Here is a 20,837-nt window from a genome sequence, read left to right as displayed (position 1 = left end):
CGAGTGACGGCGGGACGGCATCGCTCGGTCACCTCATATTCGCGGTTGATCTGACGTGAATTCGATACGGCGGCTCCGAAGCACGGGGTGAATGATGGACGAAGTGATCAATGCAGCGGTGCTGCGGGTCGTGCAGAGCATGCAGGAGAACCTCGGCGAACAACTGACGATCGACGACATGGCGCGCACAGCCATGTTCAGCAAGTTCCACTTCTCCCGGGTCTTCCAGCGGGTCACCGGCCTGTCCCCGGGCCGTTTCCTCTCGGCCGTACGGCTGCGCGAGGCCAAGCGCCTGCTGTCGTCGACCTCGCTGACCGTCACCGACATCAGCCACCGCGTGGGCTACTCCAGCGTCGGCACCTTCAGCTCCCGCTTCACCGGCAGCGTCGGCGTGTCGCCCACCCGGTACCGCCAGCTCCACTCGGTGCGGCCGGCGGTCTCCGTCCCGGCCCCCACGGGCACCGCCACCGTCCTCGGAAGGATCTCCTCCCCGCTGCGCGGCACTCCCGTGTTCGCCGGGCTGTTCCCCGACCGGATCCTCGAAGGCTGGCCCGTCAGCTACACGTTCGTCCGCGAGTCCGGGCCGTTCGTGCTGGAGAACGTGCCCGAGGGCAGGTGGCACCTGCTGGCGCACGCCGTCGCGGAGGGCCACGAGGACGCGCTCAACCTCCCCGCCACGGGCGACGAGGCACTGTGCGTGGGCCGGCTCGGACCGATCACGGTCCACCGGGACACCGAGACCCTGCACGCCGAGGTGCCGCTCCGGCCGATGACCCCCTTCGACCCCCCGGTGCTGCTCGCGCTGCGCGAGCTGCTGGCCGCGGAGCACGGCGTGGACGAGTCCCCCGCCCCGCGTACGCCCGCCCCGATCCCCGCTCAGCGGCGCGCCGCGCTCGCCGTGAGCCGCTGACCCCTCCACCCGCGCGACGGAGGCGCCGCCGATCCTCGCGCCGACCCGGTTCCCCTCGGTCCTGACCGCACCGTGGCGCCCTTCCGCCGTCGCGACGGGACCCTCGCTCCGCTCCTCACCCACCGCCGCCTGCTCCGCGGGCTCCCTCTGGGCTGCCCGCGGTACGGCGCCGCGCGCACCGGCAGGGCGGACGGGGAGAGGGCTCCGGAGGAACCGGCGGCGGGGCGGCGGCGGGCCGGCGGCAAAAAGGCCGCCCTCCCGTTTCCGGGAGGGCGGCCGGCTCTGCCCGCGGCGGGCTACCCGGCGGACGGCCCGCCGACGGGCGCCGCCGGATGCACGGTCATCGGAAGCCCGCCCTTGACCCGCAGGGACAGCATGGCCTCCGGCACCACCTTGCGCCCCGGCACGTTGCGCAGCCGCAGGTCGCGGGCGACCATCGCGATCACGAACGTGGCCTCCATCATCCCCAGGTGGTTGCCGACGCAGAACCGGGGCCCGGCGCCGAACGGGATGTAGGCGTACCGGGGCCGGTCCGCGGGCCGCGCCGGGTCGAACCGCTCCGGGTCGAACCGCTCGGGCTCCTCCCAGAAGGCGGGGTGGCGGTGCAGCGTGTAGGGGCTGACGAGGACGTCGGCCCCGGCGGGCACGTGATAACCGCCGATCTCGTCGTCGTTCACCGCCTGGCGGGGCAGCATCCACACCGGCGGATAGAGACGCATGACCTCCTCCACGACCATGGCGGTGTACCGGAGCCGGTGCAGGTCCTCGTAGACCGGCAACCGGTCGCCCAGCACCTCCACCGCCTCCGCGTGCAGCCGCTCGCGCACCTCCGGATGGTGGTCGATCAAGTGGAACGTCCACGACAGCGTGCTGGCCGTCGTCTCATGGCCGGCGAGCAGGAGCGTGACCAGCTCGTCGCGCATGCGCGTGCGCCCCACCGCGGGGTCGGTCTCCCGCCCGGTCGAGTCGATGAGCCGGGAGACGATGTTGTCGCCGTCGCCCGGCCTGGCCAGGCGGTCGGCCACCAGGTGGTCGACCACCCGCTGCAGCTCCCGGCGCGCGCGCCGGAAGCGCAGCTGCTTGGGCAGCGGGATCCACATCGGCACCAGGCCGAGCGTCACCATCTCGAACATGGCCTGGTCCTGCACGGCCTCGAACGCGTGGCCGATCCCGCCGAAGGAGCCGAGGTCGGCGTCGAGCAGCGTACGGCCGAGCACACCGAGCGTGAGCCCGGTCATCTCGCCGACGACGTCGACCGGTCCGCGCCCCTGGTGCGCCCGCAGGCGCTCCACCAGTGCCGCCGCCTCCTGCGCGATGGCCGCGTCCTGCCGGGCGATCCGCTTGTTCTGGAACAGCGGCTGGATCGTCCTGCGCTGCTTGCGCCACAGCTCGCCCTCGCTGGTGAGCAGGCCGTCGCCGATGGCCCGCCGGGCCTGCACCAGGCCGAGCCCCTTGCGGTAGTTGCCGCTGTTGTCGGCCAGGACGTGCTTGGCGTGGTCGGGGTGGTTGAAGAAGTACATGGTCTTGGGACCGATGGACAGCTTCACCGCGTCGCCGTACGACGCCGCCACGGTCATGAGCGCCAGGCGGTCGCGCACCAGCTTGGCGAACAGACCCGGCCCGGCCGTGAACGGAGGCCCGGGGGGCACCGCGCGGCGCCCCCCGGAGGACGGCGGCGCGCCCGTCACGGCCGGGCCGCGCCGCCTGGTCAGAGTCATGCCGTCACCTCACTCCAGTCCGGCATGATCTGCCGGAACCTGCTCTTGTAGACCACCAGTGCGTCACCGTCGGCCTCGTGGTCCACGGAGAGCACTCTTCCGATGAACACGGTGTGGTCGCCGCCGTCGTAGGAGCGCCACAGCTCGCACTCGAAGCGGGCGATCGCATTGTCGATCAGCGGCGTCCCGGTCAGCGGGCCGGGCGTCCAGGGGACGTTGTCGAACTGCGCGGCGCCCAGGGTGCGGTGCCGGTTGGCGAAGTGGCGGGCCTCGGCCTCCTGGTGCGCGGCCAGCACCGACACCCCGAAGAGGCCGGACTCCGCGAGGCACCCGTGCATGACCGCGGCGCGGTCGACGCAGACCAGCAGGAGTGCCGGGTCGAGGGAGACGGAGGTGAAGGAGTTGGCGGTCATGGCGTGCGGGATGGGACCGCCCGTCGTCACCACGGTGACCCCGGTCGCGAAGGAGCCGAACGCCTGCCGCAGGGCCTTCGCGTCCACCTCCTGCCGCACGGGGACGGAGTCGTGCACAGTCACGCTGATGCCTCCTGCTCGTTGTCTGGACGCCGCGCCTAGGGCGCGTACGGTTCGAGCGCCCGGACCAGGGCCTCGGGGACCCTGGCGGGGGCCGTACGGGTGTTCGGCCCGCGCATGCAGGCGACGCGCTGCCGGCCGCGGGCGACGAGGGTCTCCCGGCCGTCGGCGCGGTCCAGCCGGACGTAGTCGAAGCTGAACTCGACCTGCGTCTGGGTGAGATCGACCAGGCGCATCCGGATGGACAGCTCGTCGAAGGCGGTGATCTCCGCGAAGAACTCGCAGTCCACCTTCAGCGTGAACAGCTTCAGGTCGTCCTGCACGTCGGCGAGCACCTCCGGCGCGCGCTCCTTGAGGAACATCTCCCGGCAGCGTCCCTGCCAGCGCAGGTAGTTGACGTAGTAGACGTTGCCGACGAGGTTCGTCTCCTCGAACCCCACCGTGTGCAGGTACTCGAAGTACTTCCCCATCGGTTTACGACCGCCCTTCGGTGAGAACCGCCACCACGACGGGGCCGGCCGCGTCCCGCAGGCTCGTGACGAGCGTCGCGATCCGTGGTCCGTCCCCCGCCGCCAGGACCGTCCAGGCGTCCCGCTGCGCGGGAAGGACGGTCAGCGGGGTGTCCGGCGCCAGGCCGGCCGACCGCAGGCACTCGGCCGCGGCCAGCACCCGGGCCCCCGCGGTGCCCGGGGCCTCGCCCGTGGCCGCGGCGACCCGCCCGGCGAGGGCCTCGTGCGCCGCCTCGGTCCACTCCAGGTGCTCGGTCACCGGGACGACGGCGCAGCCCAGGGGGCCGGGCGCCACGGCGCACAGGGTCAGCCCGGCCGCGTGGGAGGCCGCCACGGCGAGACCGCCGACCTCCGGCCGCCCGCCGTCGCCCACGCGCACCTCGGCGGGCCGTCCGAGCGCCCGCCCGGCCGCCACCGCCGTCCGGGCCGCGGCGTCGCCGGCGTCCCGCGGGTCGTACGGCTCGACCGCGACCGCCACCCGGGCGCCGGTGAGGTCCTCCAGCGTCCGCTCCAGGTAGGAGCCCAGCAGCGGGGCGACCCACGGCCCGCGCCCGTCCTTCTTGCGTACGGCCTGCAGGCGCAGGCCCTCCCAGCGCTCGACGACCTGGCCGGCCGCGTCGCGCACCGCGATGTCGTAGACGTAGGTGTCGCCGTCGCGGGAGCGCTCGGTCGCGCAGTAGCGCAGCTCTCCCGCCTCCGCCAGGCCCGGGCCGCCCGGCCACAGCCGTTCGACGCCCGTCGGCAGCAGGGTGGCGTCCGGAACGCAGACCTGATTGCCGTGCATGAGCGCGTCGCGCATGCCCGGGTCGCCGAGCAGCAGGTCGGCCGGCAGGTACGCGGCGAACCAGTCGACCCGGTCCAGGGCCGCCACGTCGGCGTCGACGTGGCGGGCCGCGGCCCTGTGGTAGCGGCGCAGCCGGTGGAAGCGGCCGCCCTGGAACAGGACGTCGCCGTACATCTCGCGCTCCGGGTCCAGCGGCACCGCGGGCAGGCCCTCGGCCTGCTCGGGCGGCCCCGCCGGCGCCTTCTCGCCGGTGAAGCGCACCCGGGCCCGGAAGTGCTCGACGTCGAAGCCGGTCTCCGCGCTGCGGATCGCGACCTCGGCCGTGTCGTCGCCGGTGACGACCGCGGCGATCCTGATCGTGGTGCTGCCGTCCGGCGGCACGATGATCGGCCGCATGAACTCGGCGTCCTCGATGACCGTCACGGTGTCGCGGCCCGCCGCGGCCGTGGCGACCTGGGACATCGCCTCCATTCCCAGTACGGCGGGGAACAGCAGGTTGCCGTCGAGCAGGTGGTCGGCGAGGTAGAGGTCGGTGCCGGCGTTCATCTCGACCTCGCTGACGAGCTCCACGCCGTGGTAGCGGATCAGCGGCGTGCCGACGAACCGCAGCAGCGGCAGCGGCGGCAGGTCCCGGCGGACGGTGCCGACGCCCTCGGTCCGCCCGCTGATCACGACGATCGGCGGCGCGGCGGGGTCGGCGACGAGCCGCCGCATGATCTCCACGCCCTGCTCCGGCGAGATCGGCGTGATCCCCTTGCGGACCAGGCCGTCCACGACCGACAGCCGCTCGCCCATGCCGACGTCCGACCAGACCGACCACTCCATGCACACCGTGCGGCAGCCCGGGTGGGCCGTGGCGAACTCGGCGGTGAGCTCGGCCAGCCACTCGTTGGCCGTCGAGTAGTGCCCCTCGCCGTGCAGACCCGCCCGGCCGATGATGCTGCCGAACGTGACCAGCAGGCGCAGCGCCTCCGGCTCGACCGCGGCGAGCACGTTGCGCAGACCGTCCACCTTGGGGGCGAACGTGCGCCGGAACGCGGCCGCGTCGAGGCTCGCCAGCCCGGCGGGCTCGTTGCGGCCGGCGCCGTGGAGCACCGCGGTGACCGGCCCGAGCGCGCCGCGCACCTCCTCGACGGCCCGGCGCACCTGCTCGGCGTCCGTGACGTCCGCGCGGGCGTAGTGGACGGTCACCCCGGAGTCGGCCATCCGGCGGAGGTTGGCCGCCAGCTCGGCGTCCTGGGCCGGGTCGGACCGCCCGAGCACGGCCAGCTTCGCGCCGCTGTCGGCGGCGACGGCGAGCGCGCACTCGGCCGTGATGCCCTTGCCGCCGCCGGTGACGAGCAGCACGTCGGAGGCGTCCAGCGGCTGCCGCTCGGCCTCCGCCCGCACGGGCATGGCGCGCAGGGTCGGCACCCGGCGTGTTCCGGCCTCGTCGTAGTGGGCCTCCGCGAACGCGCTCGTGGCGGCCACCTCGGCCACGACCCACGCCACGGCGTCCGCCGTCGCGGGGACGTGCACGATCGTGGTGCGCAGGTGCGGGGCCTCCTGGTGGAGGGTCCTGGCCAGCCCCGCCGCGCCGCGGCCGTGCTGCACCAGGACGAAGCGGCTGCCCGCCGGGGCGGCCAGGGCCGCCTGCGCGCCGAGCAGCGCCTGCTCGACGTGCTCCTCCGCGCAATCGGGCGGCAGGCACACCAGCACGCCGGAGCCCACCCCGCCGCGTTCCAGCGCGGCGCGCAGCGGCTCGGCGAGCGGCGAACCGGCGGGCGCGAAGAGCTGCCAGCGCCCGTCGGCCTCCTCCGCCGCCGCCCGCGCGGGCAGCGGCACCTCGTCGAGGTCCACCGAGAACGGCCTGGCCCAGGCGGCGGCCGGAGCCACCACCTGCGGAGCCGCGGGCGCGCCGGTGACGGCCAGGGCGTCGAGCGCCTCGGCCAGCTCGCGCAGGCTCGCGGTGGCGAGGTTGGTCGGCGCCTGCCCGGCCGGAACGCCCAGCCGCTGGGTGGCCTGGTCGATGATGTGCATGACCGTCACTGAGCTGAGATGCAGCTCGTCGAGCGGCCTGCTGTCCGCGCCCACCATCTCCAGAGGCAGCTCGGCGCGTTCGGCCGCGAGCTGCCGTAGCAGGTCGAGGCTGGAGACGGCGCCCGCGGGGGCGGCCTGGCCGTCCCGGGCGGGAGCCGGGGTCTCCGGCTCGGTGACGCGGCGGGCCGTGGCCCGCACCCGCACCTCCGGCGCCGACTCGGCGGGGCTGGCGAAGAAGGTGAACTTCTGGCCGATCTCCAGCGGCCGGACCAGCCGCCCGTGGAAGATCTCCTCGTGCAGGACCGGCGCCCCCACGACGTACGCCGCGCCGACCACCCGCAGCAGCCCGGCCAGCGACTCGTCGTCGGTGTCGAGCGCGACCGCGGGCACGTCCGTCGCGGCCGATGCGAGGTTCGTCAGCACCCGGCCCGGGCCCACCTCCACGAACAGGTCGATGTCCTTGGCCGCGAGCTGCACCGCCTGGGTGAACCGCACGGGCTCGGTGATCTGCCGGGTGAGCAGTTCCGCGATGTCGGTGTCCGGGCGCAGCGGCTCCGCGGTCACGGTGGACACGACCCGCCGGCCGATCCGCTCGAACGACTCGCCCGCGAGCCGCGCGCCGAACGCCTCGGCCGCGGGCGCGACCAGCGGTGAGTGGAAGGCGTGGGACACCGCGAGCCGGGTCCAGTTCAGCCCGGCGTCGGCCGCCCTGCGGCCCACCTCCTCGACGGCGTCGACCGGCCCGGCGACCACGGTCTGCTCCGGGCCGTTGTATCCGGCGATCACCACCGGCAGTCCGGCGATGAGGTCGGAGACGGCCGCCGGGGCGGCCCGGACGCCGGCCATGGTGCCGGACGCGCTGTGCTCGGTCATCGCCCGGCCGCGGGCGGCGGCCAGATCGAGCAGCGTGTCCTCGTCCAGGGCGCCCGCCCACTGCAGCGCCGACAGCTCGCCCAGGCTGTGTCCGACCGCGACCTCCGCGTCGAGGCCGAGGAGCGACAGCGCGCGCAGCCCGGCCATCGAGCCGGTGACGATGCGCGGCTGGGCGACCGCGGTGGCCACCATGTCACCCGACGACGGCAGCGCCGCCCGCGCATAGATCTCCTCCACTTCGGCGAACCGGCGGCGCAGCGCGCCCCCGCTGGTTCCCCTGCCGGAGCCCTGGCCGGGGAACAGGTAGCCGATCCGGCCGGGGCCGTCGGCGTGGCCGAGGAAGGCCCGGCCGTCGGAGGTGAACAGGCTGGTCTCACCGCCGTCCAGGGCCGTCAGCACCCGCCGCAACTGCCGCTCGGCGTCGTCGGGCGAGGAGACCACGACGGCCGCCCGGTACGGCAGGTCCCGCAGGTCCCGCTGCAGGGTGGCGGCCAGGTCGGCGATCTGGCCGTAGGACAGCCGCGGCACGAACTCGGCCAGTTCCGCGAGCCGATCGCGCAGCGCCTGCGGCGAGGCGGCGTCGGCCAGCAGCAGTTCCGCATCCTGGAGCGAGGCGGCCAGCGTCCTGGTGCGGGTGGGCAGGACCCGCCGCCGCGGGCCGGAGCTCTCCAGCACGACGTGGGTGTTGATGCCGCCGAAGCCCATGGCGGTGACGCCCGCCCTGACCGGGACGCCCTCGGGCCAGGGCTCCGCCTTGCGCAGCGCGCGCAGCGGAGCACCGTCCTCGGCGAGGATCTGGTGCGGCTCGACGCAGCCGATGGCGGGCGGCAGGACCTGCTCGTGCACCGCCATCGCGGTCTTGATCAGTCCGGCGATGCCCGCCGCGGCCTTGGCGTGCCCGATCATCCCCTTGATCGAGGTGATCGCGGCGGGCGCCGCGGCCGGGCCCGCGTCGCTCCTGGCCTGTGACAGCGCGGTGAGCTCGGTCGCGTCGCCGACCGCGGTGCCGGTGCCGTGGCCCTCGAACAGCCCGACCGTCTCGATGCCGAAGCCGGCCCGCTCGTAGGCCCTGCTCAGCGCGAGCCGGTAGCCGCTCACCTCCGGCCTGGTCATGCCGCCCTTGCCGTCGGAGGAGACGCCCCAGCCGGCGATCGTGGCGTAGATCCTGCGCCCGGCCTCGACGGCGTCGGACTCGCGCATCAGCACGACCATGCCGCAGCCCTCGCCCGGCCAGAAGCCGTTGGAGTGCCGGTCGTACAGACGCATCTCGCCCTTGGCCAGCGCGCCGGTCTTCGCGAAACCGATGATCTCGAAGGGGTCGATGGACAGGTCGACCCCGCCGGCGAGCGCGACGTCCAGGTCGCCGTCGAGCAGCGCCTTGCACGCCGTCGTCACCGACAGCAGCGAGGAGGAGCAGGCGCCGTCCACGGTGTAGCCGCCGCCGTTGAAATCGAAGTGGTTGCAGATTCGCCCGGCGATGGTGTTCGACAGCCCGCCCGCGAGGGTGTCCTCGTCGACCTCGGGGAACGGGCTCTTGTAGGTGGCCTCGAGGTCGGCGAGGAACGCGGCCAGCCGCTCGTCGTCCCAGCCCTGGTCCTTCAGCGTCGCCGCGACGGTGCGGCGGACGTACGGCCAGCGCAGGCGCAGGATGTTGGCGCGGGTGAACTCGCCGGTGAGCGTGTTGCCGACGACGACGCCGGTGCGCTCGCGCGCCAGCCCCTCCCCTTCGGGGAAGCCCGCGTCGGCCAGCGCACGGCCCGCCATGTCGAGGGCGAGCCAGTGCGTCAGGTCGGTCGAGCGGTAGGTGCTGCCGGCGATCCGGTAGCGGAGCCGGTCGAACTCGTAGCCCTCGATGACGGCGGCGGTGCGCGCGTAGAACCGGTCGGGGACCGACGGGTCGGGGTCCCAGTAGTCCTCCAGGCGCATCCGCTCGTCCGGGAGCCTGCGGAAGGCGCGCCGGCCGGCCAGCGCGTTCTCCCACAACTCCTTGGGCGAGGCGGCGTCCGGGTAGCGGCACGCCATGCCGACGATGGCGATCCTGGTGGTGCTCATACGGAGGCCGCCTCTTTGCCGTTGACCGAGACCGGGCCGGTCACGATGACCGGGGCCGGCGTCTGGGCCGGGACGGGCGCCGGCGGGGCCAGGGTCTGCGCCTGTGCCTGCTGGCGGGCCTTGTTCACGAAGTGCAGCGCCCAGAAGAAGCCGCCCCGGATCGCGCAGACGCCGGCGGTGGCGAAGAACAGCGCGTACGAGATGTGGACGGCGGTGAGCAGGCCGTACAGCAGGGCGACGCCGGCGCCGAAGACGACCTGCGAGCCGGGCTTCGACGGCGTCGTTCCGGGGTCGGTGATCATGTAGTTGGTGAACAGGACGAAGGCGACGCCGGTCATCATGCCGAGCGCGGCGGGGATGGAGGTGCCGAAGAAGACGCCGCGCAGGATGGCCTGCAGGGCGAACATGCCCACCCAGCCGGCGATCAGCGGCATGCGGCCGGTCAGCTTGCCGTTGAGCATCGTGCCGCCGAGGATGATGATCGACGGGACCAGCCAGTCGATCCAGGTGTCCACGTTCTCGGTGAAGTGGTACGGCGGCGCGATGCTGGCCCACGGGAAGACCAGCAGGATGACGGCGATGCCGAAGTTCGACGGGTTCATGAAGTGGCGCAGGCGGCCCTTCACCGGAGCCCGCAGCACCCACTTGGCCCCTACGGCCACCACGACCCCGAAGACGAGCACGAGGACCTGGTCGTTGACGTAGGTCAGCATGTTCATGGCCAGGCTGGTGATGTGCGCCGGGTAGAGGAACTCCACCAGGCCGCGCAGGCCGTTGCCCCGGTAGCGGGGGGCGCGCCCCTCGGCTCGCGAGCCGATCCGCTCCAGCAGGATCTCCGTCGCGTACCCGGTGGCGAGGGCGATGAAGGGCCACAGCCACGGCTGCTCGAAGCCGAGGAGCGTGTAGCCGACGATGTTGAAGACCGAAATCGAGATCGCGAAGTTGCGCAGCGCGATGACCACCTTCGGGTCGTGGCGCGGCCCCGCGACGGGCGTGTTGTCAGCCATGTCCGATCACTTCTCCCTGGCCTGCCGGCCGAGCTTGAGCGAGTGCCAGCCCGGGGTGAGCTGGAGATCCTGTTCGCGCACCTGTCCGGTGCGGTCGCGCCACTGCAGGCGCACCTTCACGGGACCGGTGACGTTCGCACCGAGGCCGATGTGCACGTCGGTGCTGCGGCGGCCGGAGTGACCGCTGCTGCCGTCGACCCGGCTGATGTACGTCCGGCCGTCGGGGGTCATGACGCACACCTGCGCGCCGGTCACCGGCGAGCCGGCCGCGGGCAGGGTCCCGTCGGCGGGCTTCTCGTCGCGAGTCAGCCGCAGCCCGAGGAAGGCGCCCTGCTCGGGGCTCTTGTTGCGGTAGAAGATCGGCGCGTCCCACTGGCGGGCGACGGCGAAGTCGACCCGCCCGTCGCCGTCGGCGTCGCCGGTCGCGATGCCGCGGGTCGGCACCGGCACGTCGAGGCCGAGCTGCGGGGCGAGGTTGATGTAACGGCCCTCCGGACCCTTGACGAAGAAGTGCAGGGCCTGGTTGCCCGCGATGTCGTCCCCGGCGCGGGCGTTCGGCCACCAGGTCGGGTTCTGCAGGAGCTCGTCGTTGGCCGTGGCCAGCTCCTGGAGCTGCGGCCAGCGGTCGGTGTAGCCCTTGACGAAGCCGGTCGCCTGGGCGATGGCCGGCTCGCCGCTGTTGTTGAAGTCCTCGATCTTGACGTCCCAGCCCCAGCCGGACCACGCGGTCTGCGCCGTCGCGCTGCGGTCCACGTACGGCGCCACGCCCTCGCGGAACCTGTCACGCAGCTCGCTCTGGTTCTTCACGTCGGCGATGAACTGGAAGTTGCTCTCCTCGATGCCCCAGGAGGTGGTGATGTTGCTGACGAACATGTCGTAGATGCCGTCGTGGTTCAGGTCGCCGAAGTCGACGCCCATGCCCTTGAAGGAGTCGTGGCCCACGCTCTTCGACTTGGGGATCAGCGGCGAGCGGACGCCCTCGACCAGCGAGAACTTGAAGTTCCCCGGGGTGGAGCGGTTGTACAGCAACCGGTCGGGGCCGAAGTCGTTGGCCAGGTACAGCTCGGGCAGCAGGTCGCCGTCGAGGTCGTTGGCGGACGCGCCGAGTTCCCAGCCCTTCGACACCTCCTCGGGCAGGACGTCGTCGAACTTCTGGTAGGCGGCCGACGGCTTGTCGCCGCTCTTGGCCCCGGTGAAGCGGAAGAAGTAGTCCTCGCCGCCGTTGTGGGCGTTCGACATCGAGTGGTTCATGTGCACGCCCCCGGAGACCGTGGGGTCGAGCACCGGGCCGTCGGCGAAGTAGTTGCCGATGAAGATGTCGTCGTGCCCGTCGCCGTCGAAGTCGGCCACGGTCGCGGCGTTGGTGTTCCACTGCGGGCCGGTGTACCTGCCGTTGGTCGAGTTCACGCCCGGCACCAGCTCGACCGGCCGGTACGCGGCGGCGGACAGGCCGGACGCGTTCGCCTTGGCCAGGTAGAGGATCGGCGTGCGGCCCCACATGTAGACGAGCAGGTCGAGCCGGCCGTCCTCGTTGTAGTCGCCGGGGACGCAGCCCATCGGCGCCATGTGGTCGTTGACCGGCAGCGGGGCCGGGTTCAGGGCGAACGGCGCGTACCGGTTCGCCTTCTCACCCGGAGTCGGCGTGACCACGACCTGGTCGATGCGGGTGTCGACGAGGCACAGGTCGTTGGACAGCCCGTCGCCGTCGAGGTCGTTCATCGCGATCGCCGCGCCGACCGAGGAGATCCAGGCGTCGATGTGCGTGTAGTCCTTGTTGACCTTGCGGATCGACTTCTGGTCGTAGCCGCTCGGCAGGGCGATGGACAGCGGCTCGAACGAGTACTTGCTCGCCGTCTCCGCCGTCTGCGCGGCCGAGTACGTGGGGAGGCGGGCGATCAGGAAGGCGGTCGCGACCAGCACGAGCGCCACGATCCCCGCCGACTGCCTGCGCAGCCAGCCAAGTGTCGCGGTCACTGGGTAACACCTCCAAGGGAGACGAATTCGTTGGCGATGCACTGCCGCCACAGCTCGTAGGCCGGCGGGTTGCCGTCGCTCGACGGCTGCGCGGGACGGACCCGCTGGGTGACCAGGGCGGCCCGCTCCTCGGTCGTGCCGCAGAAGATCTCGGTGGCCAGGCGGGTGTGCGGCACGACCAGGCCGGCCCGCACCCGCGCCTCCGCGGCGAAGGCGCTGCCCTGGGCGACCTGCGAGCGGTGCTCGCCGGCGCGCTCCCAGAGCCGGCGCAGCTCCTCCTCCGCCGCGCCGCCGGCGTAGGTCGCGGCCAGTCCCGCGCCCGCGAACAGGTCGGCCCACCGCGACGGGTCGAAGCTCTCGATCAACGAGGCGCACCGGTCGGCGTCCGTCCCCGCCACGAACCACATGGCGCGGCCGATGCCCTGGTCCAGCGCCCGGTTCGCGTACGGCCGGGTGGCGTCGGCGGGCCAGGGGAACTCGGGATCCCGGTACTGGCCGTACACGTACTGGTCCGTACGGAAGTACGCCTGGTGGAAGCCGTAGCCGTCGAGCACCAGCCAGCGCAGCAGCGGGTCGAGCGTCTCGGCCTTCGGCCACAGGAACCTCGGCAGGCGGGCCATCGCCCAGCCGATCCCGACGTACACCATGTAGATGTGCCGGTCACCGCGCCCGGCGAGGAACTTCTCGATCCTCCCGCCGCCGAACGGCATCGCGTCGAGGATGGCGAGGGCCATTCCGGCGCCCTCGTAGGCGAACCCGCGGAAGCGGGTCGGCACCTCCTCGAGGCGCTCCTCCGCCTCGGCGACCGTGCGCGCCTCCATCGCGTGCGCGTACCCGAGGAGGAACGTCTCGCCGACGGTCTCGAGCAGGTCCCGGGACTCCGGGCTCTTCACGTGGAAGCCACGCGTCGACATCTTGGTCTCCGAGATGTCCGGCGTCATGATCCGGCGCCTCAGCGACCGCAGAAAACTCGCCAATTACCTCTACCGCCCTCCGGATAACCCGTGACTACGGACAATCATGAATTTATTCACGCATACCGCTCAGAGCGCGGCCACTTCAGAAGTGCCCATTCAGCGTCGTTTTCGGGCACTCCAAAAGAAACGCGCGAAGAATGGCCGCACGTCGGCGCGCGGCAATAGCAATACGGAAGAGGAATTCGGCTCGGCCCCCGGCCGAGGGTCAGCCCACCAGGCGGCCGGCGAAGTGCGCGCGCACCCGGCTCCGCCACAGCTCGTACGCAGGCACCGGTCCGGACGCGTCCGCCGCCACCTCGCTGTCGTCGGCCAGCGCGACCGCGTCCCGGACGGACAGTCCCGCCAGGGCGCCGGTGGCGACCTCCGTGTGCGCGGGCACGAACCCGGAGTAGCTGCGCGCCTTGGCGGCGAACACCACGCCCTGGGCCACTTCGGGGCCGTGCTCGCCGGCCTCCCGGAGCAGCACGGCCAGCGCGCCGGCGTCGCCGCCGCCGGCGAACGTCGCGGCCAGGCCGACTCCGCTCCACAGGTCCGCCTGGCGATGGCTCGCGAACCGTCCCACGGCGGCGGCGACGTCCCGCACCCGCGCGCCGTGGATGAACCACAGCGCCCGCCCGATGCCCTGGTCGACGGCACGGAGGAAGTAGTCCGGCGAGCCCTCCCAGGCGTACGGCGCGGGCACCCGCTGCTCGTCGACCCAGCGGCGGGTGTCGAAGTAGGCGCGGTCGAAGCCGTAGCCGTCCACGGCGAGCCAGCTCATCGTCGGGTAGTACGGCGAGCCGCCGAGGTCGGGCATCACCTTGCGCCACAGCACCCGGGGCAGCCGGGCCATGGCGAAGCCGATGCCGATGTAGGTGAGGAAGATGTGCGGCTGCCCGGGGCCGAGCAGCAGGTCGCGGGTGCGGTGGCCGCGCCCGCCACCCATCGCGTCGAGCACCGTGAACGCCATCGTCGCGCCCTCGTAGGCGAAGCCGCGCAGTTCCGGCTCGACCATGCTCAGCCTGCGCTCGACCTCCCACTGGTCCCGTGCGTCGATGCCCCACTCGAACCCGCACACGACCGCCTGCGGGATCGCCTCCAGCCGCCGGGTGACCTCCGAGGGGGAGCCCGGGAAACCCCGCGCGGCGAAGGTCACTTCGAGCAGGGACGGGGCCAGCAGAAGCCTGCGGAGCGAACCGGAAAAAGTCGACATGTCACACCTCTCCTCGTGGGCGCCTGGTCCGGCCGGTCGCGTCCACGACGGTTGGCGGGCCCTCCCGGCGGGCCGGCGGCCGGACGTGCGGACGCGGGGACCCGGCTACCGGACGCCGGCGCGCGGCGTCACCCGCGCACGCACAATCGGCGCGTCGCCCATCCGGCCTTTCCCGCTATTCCTCACGGACGGCCTCGACCGCACTTTCTCAGCATGCGTCCATGGGACATTTCCGGCTTTTCGCAAAATGCGCGATCGTTACGGCAGCAGGTTTACGCCGATGACGTTCCCTGTCAGAGCACATTCGGATAAGACCGGCCGACCGACCGGGAACGCGGGAGAGGCCAGACACCCGCCGGCCACGGTGCGGACCACGAGGACCAGGCCGACCCCGATCCCGGCCCCGATCCCGATCCCGGCTCCGGCTCCGGCTCCGCACGCGCGCGGAGGGCGGCGACGACCGCGACGACCGCCGCGAGTTCCTCGGGGGTCGGCTCCCCGCGCACGACGATCAGGTCGATGCCGCCGGCCACGTCGCCCATCAGGCTGTCGTCCACATCCGCCTCCCGTCTCGACGGTCACACCAGGCGAGCGGGGCGGGCAACTTCCTGGATGCTTGCCGGATCAGGTGGCGGCCTGGTCGCCGAACTCCAGGACGAGCGGCAGGTCGGCGCGGCGGGCGATGCCGAGTTTGCGGTAGGTCCGGGTGAGGTGCTGCTCGACCGTGCTGACCGTGATGTAGAGCCTGGTGGCGATCTCACGGTTGGTGTAGCCGGCCGCGGCCAGGGAGGCGACCCTGCGCTCGGCGTCGCTCAGCGCGCCGACCGGCTCGGCGGCCGGCGGGCGGGCCGGGACGGCCTCGTCCCACGTCCGGGACGCGGCCACCGCCGGCGTCCCTGCGCCGCACTCGGCCGACACGGCCCGCGCCCGGGCGGCGACCGTCCTCGCCCGGCGGTACTCGCCGAGCGCCTCGAAGGTGCCGACCAGGTCGGTCAGCGTGCGCGCCAGCTCGTACCCGTCGCCGGCGGCCTGCAGGCTCTGCGTCGCCCGGCGCAGCAGCGCCGGACGCTCGGCGGGTTCGAGAGTGGCGGCCAGCAGTCGCAGGGCGATCCCCCTGCCCCGGAGGTCGTCGGGCACCTCTCCGTCGAGCTGGGCCCGCAGCAGCTCGCGCGCCTCCTGCACCTGGCCCATGCGCAGGCACGCCTCGGCGGCGTCGGCCCGCCAGGGGATGAGGCCCGGCGTGTCCAGATCCCACTCCCGCATCAGGTCGCCGCAGCGCTGGAAGTCGCGCAGCGCCAGCGCGAAGTAGCCGGTCGCCAGGCTGTGGCGGCCCCTGGCGTGCAGGTAGTGCAGGCCGTACCGGGTCTGGAACATCGCCTCGGGGACGGGCACGTCCAGGTGCTCGCGCACCGCCTCGTACCTCCCCATCGCCGTGTGGGCCAGGATGAGGCTGCTCAGCGGGCCGCCGACCGCGACGCCCCAGCCGCCGACCGGGATGGTCTCCAGGGCGGTGCGCGCGTGCCGGGCCGCGCCCGGCATGTCCCCCTGCCTGATGCAGATCTCCGCCCGGATCGCCGCGAGCCTGGCCCGCCTGCTGGGCGCCTGCCGCGCCGACGCCTCGGCGCCGAACAGGTCGCACCACGGGGCCGCCCGGCCGGCGCGCCCGGCGTAGACCAGCGTCAGCAGCGAGTTCTCGATCGTGTCCATCGACATCTCGTCGAGGCCGGACCCCTCCAGGATCCGCTCGACGGTGTCGGCGTGCTCCTCCCGCGGCCCCTGGGTGAGCACCTCCGCGAGGGCGAGCGCCGACTCCAGCCGCCGGCTCGCGGAGACCGACACGATGCCCGCCAGCGCGTCCTCCCCCGCCGTGTCCCGCAGCGTGGCCAGGAAGGGCGGGTAGGCCGCGCGCAGCCACAACCGGGCCACCAGAAGCTCGGCGAGCGCCTCGTGGCCGGTCGCCACGCCCGGCTCCTGCACATGGTCGAGCACCTCGCGGGCGTCGTCGACGCGGCCGTGCCAGAGCAGGGCCCGGGCCAGCACGACGGCGTCGCCGCCGCGCAGGCTGCCCCGCTGCATCGCCTCGGCGAGCTGGGTGAGGCGTCCCGCGGGCGCGGCCGGGTTGATCCGCCACTCGGCGCGCACGAGCATCGTCATGATCTTCGCTCGCTGCGACTCGTCCGCGCACGCGCACGACGCCAGCCGCAGGTAGCCGACCGCGGCGTCCACCTGGCCGGACCGCAGGGCGCTCCTGGCCGCCTCCTGCAGGATCTCGACGCCCCACGGCGCGTCCACCCGCCCCGCCTCCAGCAGGTGCCGGGCGACCACACCCGGCGAGGCGCCCGCGCCGTACGCCAGTTCGGCCGCCCGGCGGTGGAGTTCCACCCGCTCCCCCGCGTCCATCGCGGCCAGGATCGCCTGCCGGGCCGCCTCATGACGGAACGTGCCGAGCGCGGTCAGCCCGGTGGCGCCGAGGGCGTGCAGGTCCCGGTGCACGTCGGTCGCCGGGAGGCCGAGCAGCCGGTCGAGGGCGGCGGGGTCGCCGAGGACCGCGAGGCCCTGCGCCACCCGCGCGACCCGGGGGTCGCCGCGCTCCAGGCAGGCCAGCACGGCCTGGCCGTACTGCTCCCCGGTGACCACCGCGGACGGCGCCTCGTGCGTCGTGCGGGCGGCCTCCGCGTAGTCCTCGGTCAGGGCCGTGACCAGGAGCGGGTTGCCGCCGCTGTGCGCGTACAGCTCGTCGGCGAGCCGCTCGGCCGCCCTGTCCCCCAGCCGCTCGGCCGCGATCGCGGCCACCCCGGCCCGGGACAGCCGGGTGAGCTTGACGCGGCGGCAGTGCGGCTGGCGCAGCAGCTCGGTCTGGAAGTAGGCGTCGGTGTACCACGCCTGGTCGGCGTGGCCGAACGCGAGCACGATCTGGGCGAGCCGCACCCGGCGCGCCAGGTAGGCGAGGCAGAGCAGGGACGCGCGGTCGGCGTGGTGGACGTCGTCGACGACGAGCACCAGAGGGCACCGCTCGGACAGGTCGAGCAGCACGCCGCAGATGGCGGAGACGAGCTGGGCGTCCAGCTGGCGGTCGTCCGGGCCGTCGCCGGAGGTCACCGCGCGCACGCCCTCGTCCAGCAGCGAAAGCGCGCGCTCCCGCTCCTGCGGGACCAGCGGCGCGTCCTCCACGAGCTGGCGCAGCACGCCCAGCGGGATGTCCCGCTCCAGCGGCGACCCCGTCGCGGTGACGGCCAGCGCGCCCAGCTCGATGGCCTGCTCCGCGAAGGTGTGCAGCAGCGTGCTCTTGCCGGTCGCCACGGCGCCGCCCACGAGGGCGACCCTGCCCCTGCCCATGACGGCGCTGGCGAGCAGCGCCTCGAGAAGAGCCAGTTCCTGTCCTCGTTCGACCATGGCCATCGCCGTCTCACCGCCCGTCATGTCGTCACCTGCCGGCCTTCACCCGCAGGGCCCGCCCGGCGCCCCGGCGCCCGTGGCGCCCCTTCTCTTCCGCGTCCCCCCGCGCCCGCGCCGGGTCCGGCCCGGCGCGGCGGACGGCGGCGCGCACCGCGGCCAGCGCGGCCGCCTGGACGTCCCGCTCGATCCCGGCCCCCCAGTGGCAGGCGCCGTCCACCCGGTACTCGGCGTAGACCGCGACGTCGTCCCGCCGCGCCGCGCCCGCGTGCCCGGTGTCGACGTGCAGCGTGACCGTTCCCCGCGCCGCGGCCACCGGCACGCCGCGACCGGTCGTGCCGTCCGGCACGCGGTCCAGCACGTACTCCCGCCGGAAGACCTCCATGACCCGGTCCGGCGGGATCTCCCCGCCCTCGGCGTCCGCCACCGCCTGTATCCGGCGGGCGAAGTCGATCTGCAGGTCGCGCGGCAGGGTCAGCCCGTGCCTGGTGCTCATGACGTAGGCCAGGCCGCCCTTGCCGGACTGGCTGTTGATCCGCACGACGGCCTCGTGCGTCCGGCCCACGTCCCGCGGGTCCAGTGGCAGGTACGGCACCCGCCACGGCTGGTCGGCCGGGCCGGTGCCGGTACGCTCGGCCTCCCGCTCTGCGGCGTCGAAACCCTTCCTGATGGCGTCCTGGTGGGAGCCGGAGAACGCGGTGTAGACGAGATCACCGCCGTAGGGATGCCGGGGGTGCACCGGCATCCCCGTGCAGTGCTCGACCGTACGCCGGACACGGTCGAGGTCGGAGAAGTCGATGCCGGGGTCCACGCCCTGGGTCGAGAGGTTGAGGCCCAGGGTGACCAGGCACACGTTGCCCGCCCGCTCCCCGTTGCCGAACAGGCAGCCCTCGATCCGGTCGGCGCCGGCCATCACGGCCAGTTCCGCCGCGGCGACGCCGGTTCCCCGGTCGTTGTGCGGGTGGACCGACAGGCAGACGTGCTCGCGCCGGGAGAGGTTGCGGTGCATCCACTCGATCTGGTCGGCGAAGACGTTCGGCGTCGCGCGCTCGACCGTGGCGGGGAAGTTCAGGATGATCTCGCGGCCGGCTTCCGGCTGCCAGACGTCCATGACCGCCTCGCAGACCTCGAGGGAGAAGTCCGGCTCGGTGTCGTTGAAGTGCTCGGGCGAGAACTGGAAGCCGAGATCGCACCCGTCCAGCGTCCGCTCCGCGTACTTCATCACCAGCCGGGCGCCCTGGACGGCGAGGTCCTTGCACGCGTCGCGGCTCATTCCGAACACCAGGTCGCGAAACTGCGGAGAGGTCGCCGCGTAGAGGTGGATCGTGGCGCGCCGCGCCCCTTCCAGGCTCGCCACGGTGCGCTCGATCAGCTCGTCGCGGGCCTGCACGAGCACGGAGACGCGGACGTCGTCGGGGATCAGGTCCCGCTCGACGAGCATCCGGACGAAATCGTGGTCGTCCCTGCTCGCGGCCGGGAAGCCGACCTCGATCTCCTTGTAGCCCATGCCGACCAGCAGGTCGAACATCATGAGCTTCCGGGCGGGCGTCATCGGCTCGGCCAGCGACTGGTTGCCGTCGCGGAGGTCGGTCGACAGCCAGCGCGGCGCCCTCTCGATGACCGCGTCCGGCCAGGCGCGCCGTTCGAGAGGAACCCGCGCGGATCCGCTGTAGCGTCTGATCTTCACGGTCGATTCCTTTTCTCCGGGCGCTCACACCTCAGCTGAGCGAGCCGAAATAGACGGAGTAGGAGAACGGCGAGAGAAGGACCTGCACCTGGTACGCGTCGGTCTCGTCGTGCATCCGGAACATCGTGGAGATCTCCGGATAGGCCGCGGCGAGCCCGAGGCCGACGAAGTAGGAGTCGCTCTCGAAGACGATGCGGTGCAGTCCCCGCTCGAACCTGCGGGCGCGCCATTCCTCGACCCGTCCCTCGTGGTCGGTCTCCGCCTTGACCTCCGCACACCAGAGGCCGTTCTCAATGCGCTCAAGCCGCACCCGGACACCCGCGGCCGGCCGGCCGTACAAGCCGTCCAGCACCTGCAGTGCAATGCCCATCTCATGCCACACAATCCCGGGCTCCTGCCGGCCCGGCTCGCGCCGTCTTCTCCTGGTCCGCCCGGGCGTCGCCGCCTTTTCGCAGGCACCGCCCGGGCTGGTCATCACAATGCCGCCCATCGCTATCGACGTGGCATCACCGGGCTATCGCCTCCGCATCCCTCGGTTCTCGCCGGACGCGGGACCGCCGTCGGGTGCCGGCCCCCGAGGACCACGCCCAAGCGGCGCGAGGCTTCCTCCGCTCCCGCCTTGACCTGCGCTGATGGTGTCCCGGAAGCGCGACGATAAGGCGCCGATGGCGGCGTCCCCGAACGTCGGTCCCGTCAGCCGATCGGCGCCCGGAGCGCCGCGACAGGTGGAGGTAGAACCAGTGGCCGCCAAGCCCAGCACCATCAAGCGAGTCGCCGTCACCGTCTTCATCGCTCTCTCGGCCGCCGCTTCCGTAGCCAGCGCCGCACTGGCCGGGCCGGCCACCACCGCCTACGCGGACACCGGCGCCGGCACCGCCTCGGCCCCCTCGCCCTCGCCGAGCCCCACCTACGTCAACCCCTGGGACTGATTTCGGCGGGCCGGCCTGACCGGCACACCGCCGGGGAGCGGCCGGAGACCCACGTGTCTCCGGCCGCTCCTGGCTTTACAGCCGACCAGACACAATGCGGATTACCAGCGCAAACCACTCTCGGACCCCTTCTGCCGGCGAACTCGCCAGCGGGCTGGGATATGAGTCATCGCTACCCCCCGGCGGGTCGAATTCACCTGCCGGACGGCGATCCCACCTAGCCAGCGGCGGCGTCTGGCTGTACGATCCCTGACAACAATGCCAATACAGGACAGGCGGG

General features: G+C 73.1%; 14 protein-coding genes. 2 read left to right on the top strand and 12 right to left on the bottom strand.

The features are described from left to right. The first annotated feature begins 94 nt into the window (after nt 1–94). Nucleotides 95–910: a helix-turn-helix domain-containing protein gene (locus Msi02_RS36585; RefSeq protein WP_204052383.1), complete on the top strand. Its 816-nt coding sequence runs from the start codon at nt 95–97 to the stop codon at nt 908–910. Nucleotides 911–1,206: 296 nt separating this feature from the next. On the opposite strand, the gene Msi02_RS36580 is transcribed toward Msi02_RS36585, so the two are convergent. The 12 genes from Msi02_RS36580 to Msi02_RS36525 all read right to left on the bottom strand — a co-directional run bounded on the left by Msi02_RS36580 (nt 1,207) and on the right by Msi02_RS36525 (nt 19,998). Next, a complete protein-coding gene (locus Msi02_RS36580) occupies nt 1,207–2,628 on the bottom strand; it encodes a cytochrome P450 (RefSeq protein ID WP_204052370.1) in 1,422 nt (473 codons plus the stop codon). After that, on the bottom strand, nt 2,625–3,164 hold the full coding sequence (locus Msi02_RS36575) for a flavin reductase family protein (protein ID WP_079320990.1): 540 nt from the start codon (nt 3,162–3,164) through the stop codon (nt 2,625–2,627). Before Msi02_RS36575 ends, Msi02_RS36580 begins: the two co-directional genes overlap by 4 nt. Nucleotides 3,165–3,199: 35 nt before the next feature. Beyond that, complete coding sequence (locus tag Msi02_RS36570; protein WP_079320991.1) at nt 3,200–3,631, bottom strand: acyl-CoA thioesterase; 432 nt, start codon at nt 3,629–3,631, stop codon at nt 3,200–3,202. A gap of 4 nt (nt 3,632–3,635) precedes the next feature. Further along, the gene (locus tag Msi02_RS36565) at nt 3,636–9,398 is read right to left on the bottom strand and encodes a type I polyketide synthase (protein ID WP_204052369.1); all 5,763 of its coding nucleotides are present in this window, start codon (nt 9,396–9,398) and stop codon (nt 3,636–3,638) included. Further along, nucleotides 9,395–10,405: an enediyne biosynthesis protein gene (locus tag Msi02_RS36560; RefSeq protein ID WP_079315716.1), complete on the bottom strand. Its 1,011-nt coding sequence runs from the start codon at nt 10,403–10,405 to the stop codon at nt 9,395–9,397. Before Msi02_RS36560 ends, Msi02_RS36565 begins: the two co-directional genes overlap by 4 nt. A 6-nt stretch (nt 10,406–10,411) precedes the next feature. After that, nucleotides 10,412–12,379 (bottom strand): CRTAC1 family protein, encoded by a 1,968-nt coding sequence (locus tag Msi02_RS36555; RefSeq protein WP_204052368.1) that lies wholly within the window; start codon nt 12,377–12,379, stop codon nt 10,412–10,414. Continuing rightward, entirely contained in the window at nt 12,376–13,356 is a 981-nt protein-coding gene (locus Msi02_RS36550) for a DUF1702 family protein (RefSeq protein ID WP_079315718.1), read from the bottom strand. Before Msi02_RS36550 ends, Msi02_RS36555 begins: the two co-directional genes overlap by 4 nt. Before the next feature lie 205 nt (nt 13,357–13,561). Continuing rightward, entirely contained in the window at nt 13,562–14,548 is a 987-nt protein-coding gene (locus tag Msi02_RS36545) for a DUF1702 family protein (protein WP_204052367.1), read from the bottom strand. A 293-nt stretch (nt 14,549–14,841) separates the two neighbouring features. Then, the gene (locus Msi02_RS36540) at nt 14,842–15,105 is read right to left on the bottom strand and encodes an acyl-CoA carboxylase epsilon subunit (RefSeq protein WP_239109080.1); all 264 of its coding nucleotides are present in this window, start codon (nt 15,103–15,105) and stop codon (nt 14,842–14,844) included. 67 nt (nt 15,106–15,172) lie between these two features. Beyond that, nucleotides 15,173–17,968, bottom strand: coding sequence for an AAA family ATPase (locus Msi02_RS36535; RefSeq protein ID WP_239109078.1), 2,796 nt, complete (start codon nt 17,966–17,968; stop codon nt 15,173–15,175). A gap of 4 nt (nt 17,969–17,972) precedes the next feature. Beyond that, nucleotides 17,973–19,628 carry a 2-isopropylmalate synthase gene (locus tag Msi02_RS36530; protein WP_204052366.1) on the bottom strand — a complete coding sequence of 552 codons (1,656 nt, stop codon included), beginning with the start codon at nt 19,626–19,628 and terminating at the stop codon, nt 17,973–17,975. 31 nt (nt 19,629–19,659) lie between these two features. Then, nucleotides 19,660–19,998 (bottom strand): hydroxyisourate hydrolase, encoded by a 339-nt coding sequence (locus Msi02_RS36525; protein ID WP_204052365.1) that lies wholly within the window; start codon nt 19,996–19,998, stop codon nt 19,660–19,662. Nucleotides 19,999–20,353: 355 nt separating this feature from the next. On the opposite strand from Msi02_RS36525, the gene Msi02_RS36520 reads away from it, so the two are divergent. Next, on the top strand, nt 20,354–20,557 hold the full coding sequence (locus tag Msi02_RS36520; RefSeq protein ID WP_204052364.1) for a hypothetical protein: 204 nt from the start codon (nt 20,354–20,356) through the stop codon (nt 20,555–20,557). The last annotated feature ends 280 nt before the right edge of the window (nt 20,558–20,837 follow it).

Source organism: Microbispora siamensis, assembly GCF_016863095.1.
Classification (GTDB): domain Bacteria; phylum Actinomycetota; class Actinomycetes; order Streptosporangiales; family Streptosporangiaceae; genus Microbispora; species Microbispora siamensis.
Note: the sequence above shows the minus strand (reverse complement) of the source record. Positions and strands in the feature narration are given on the sequence as shown.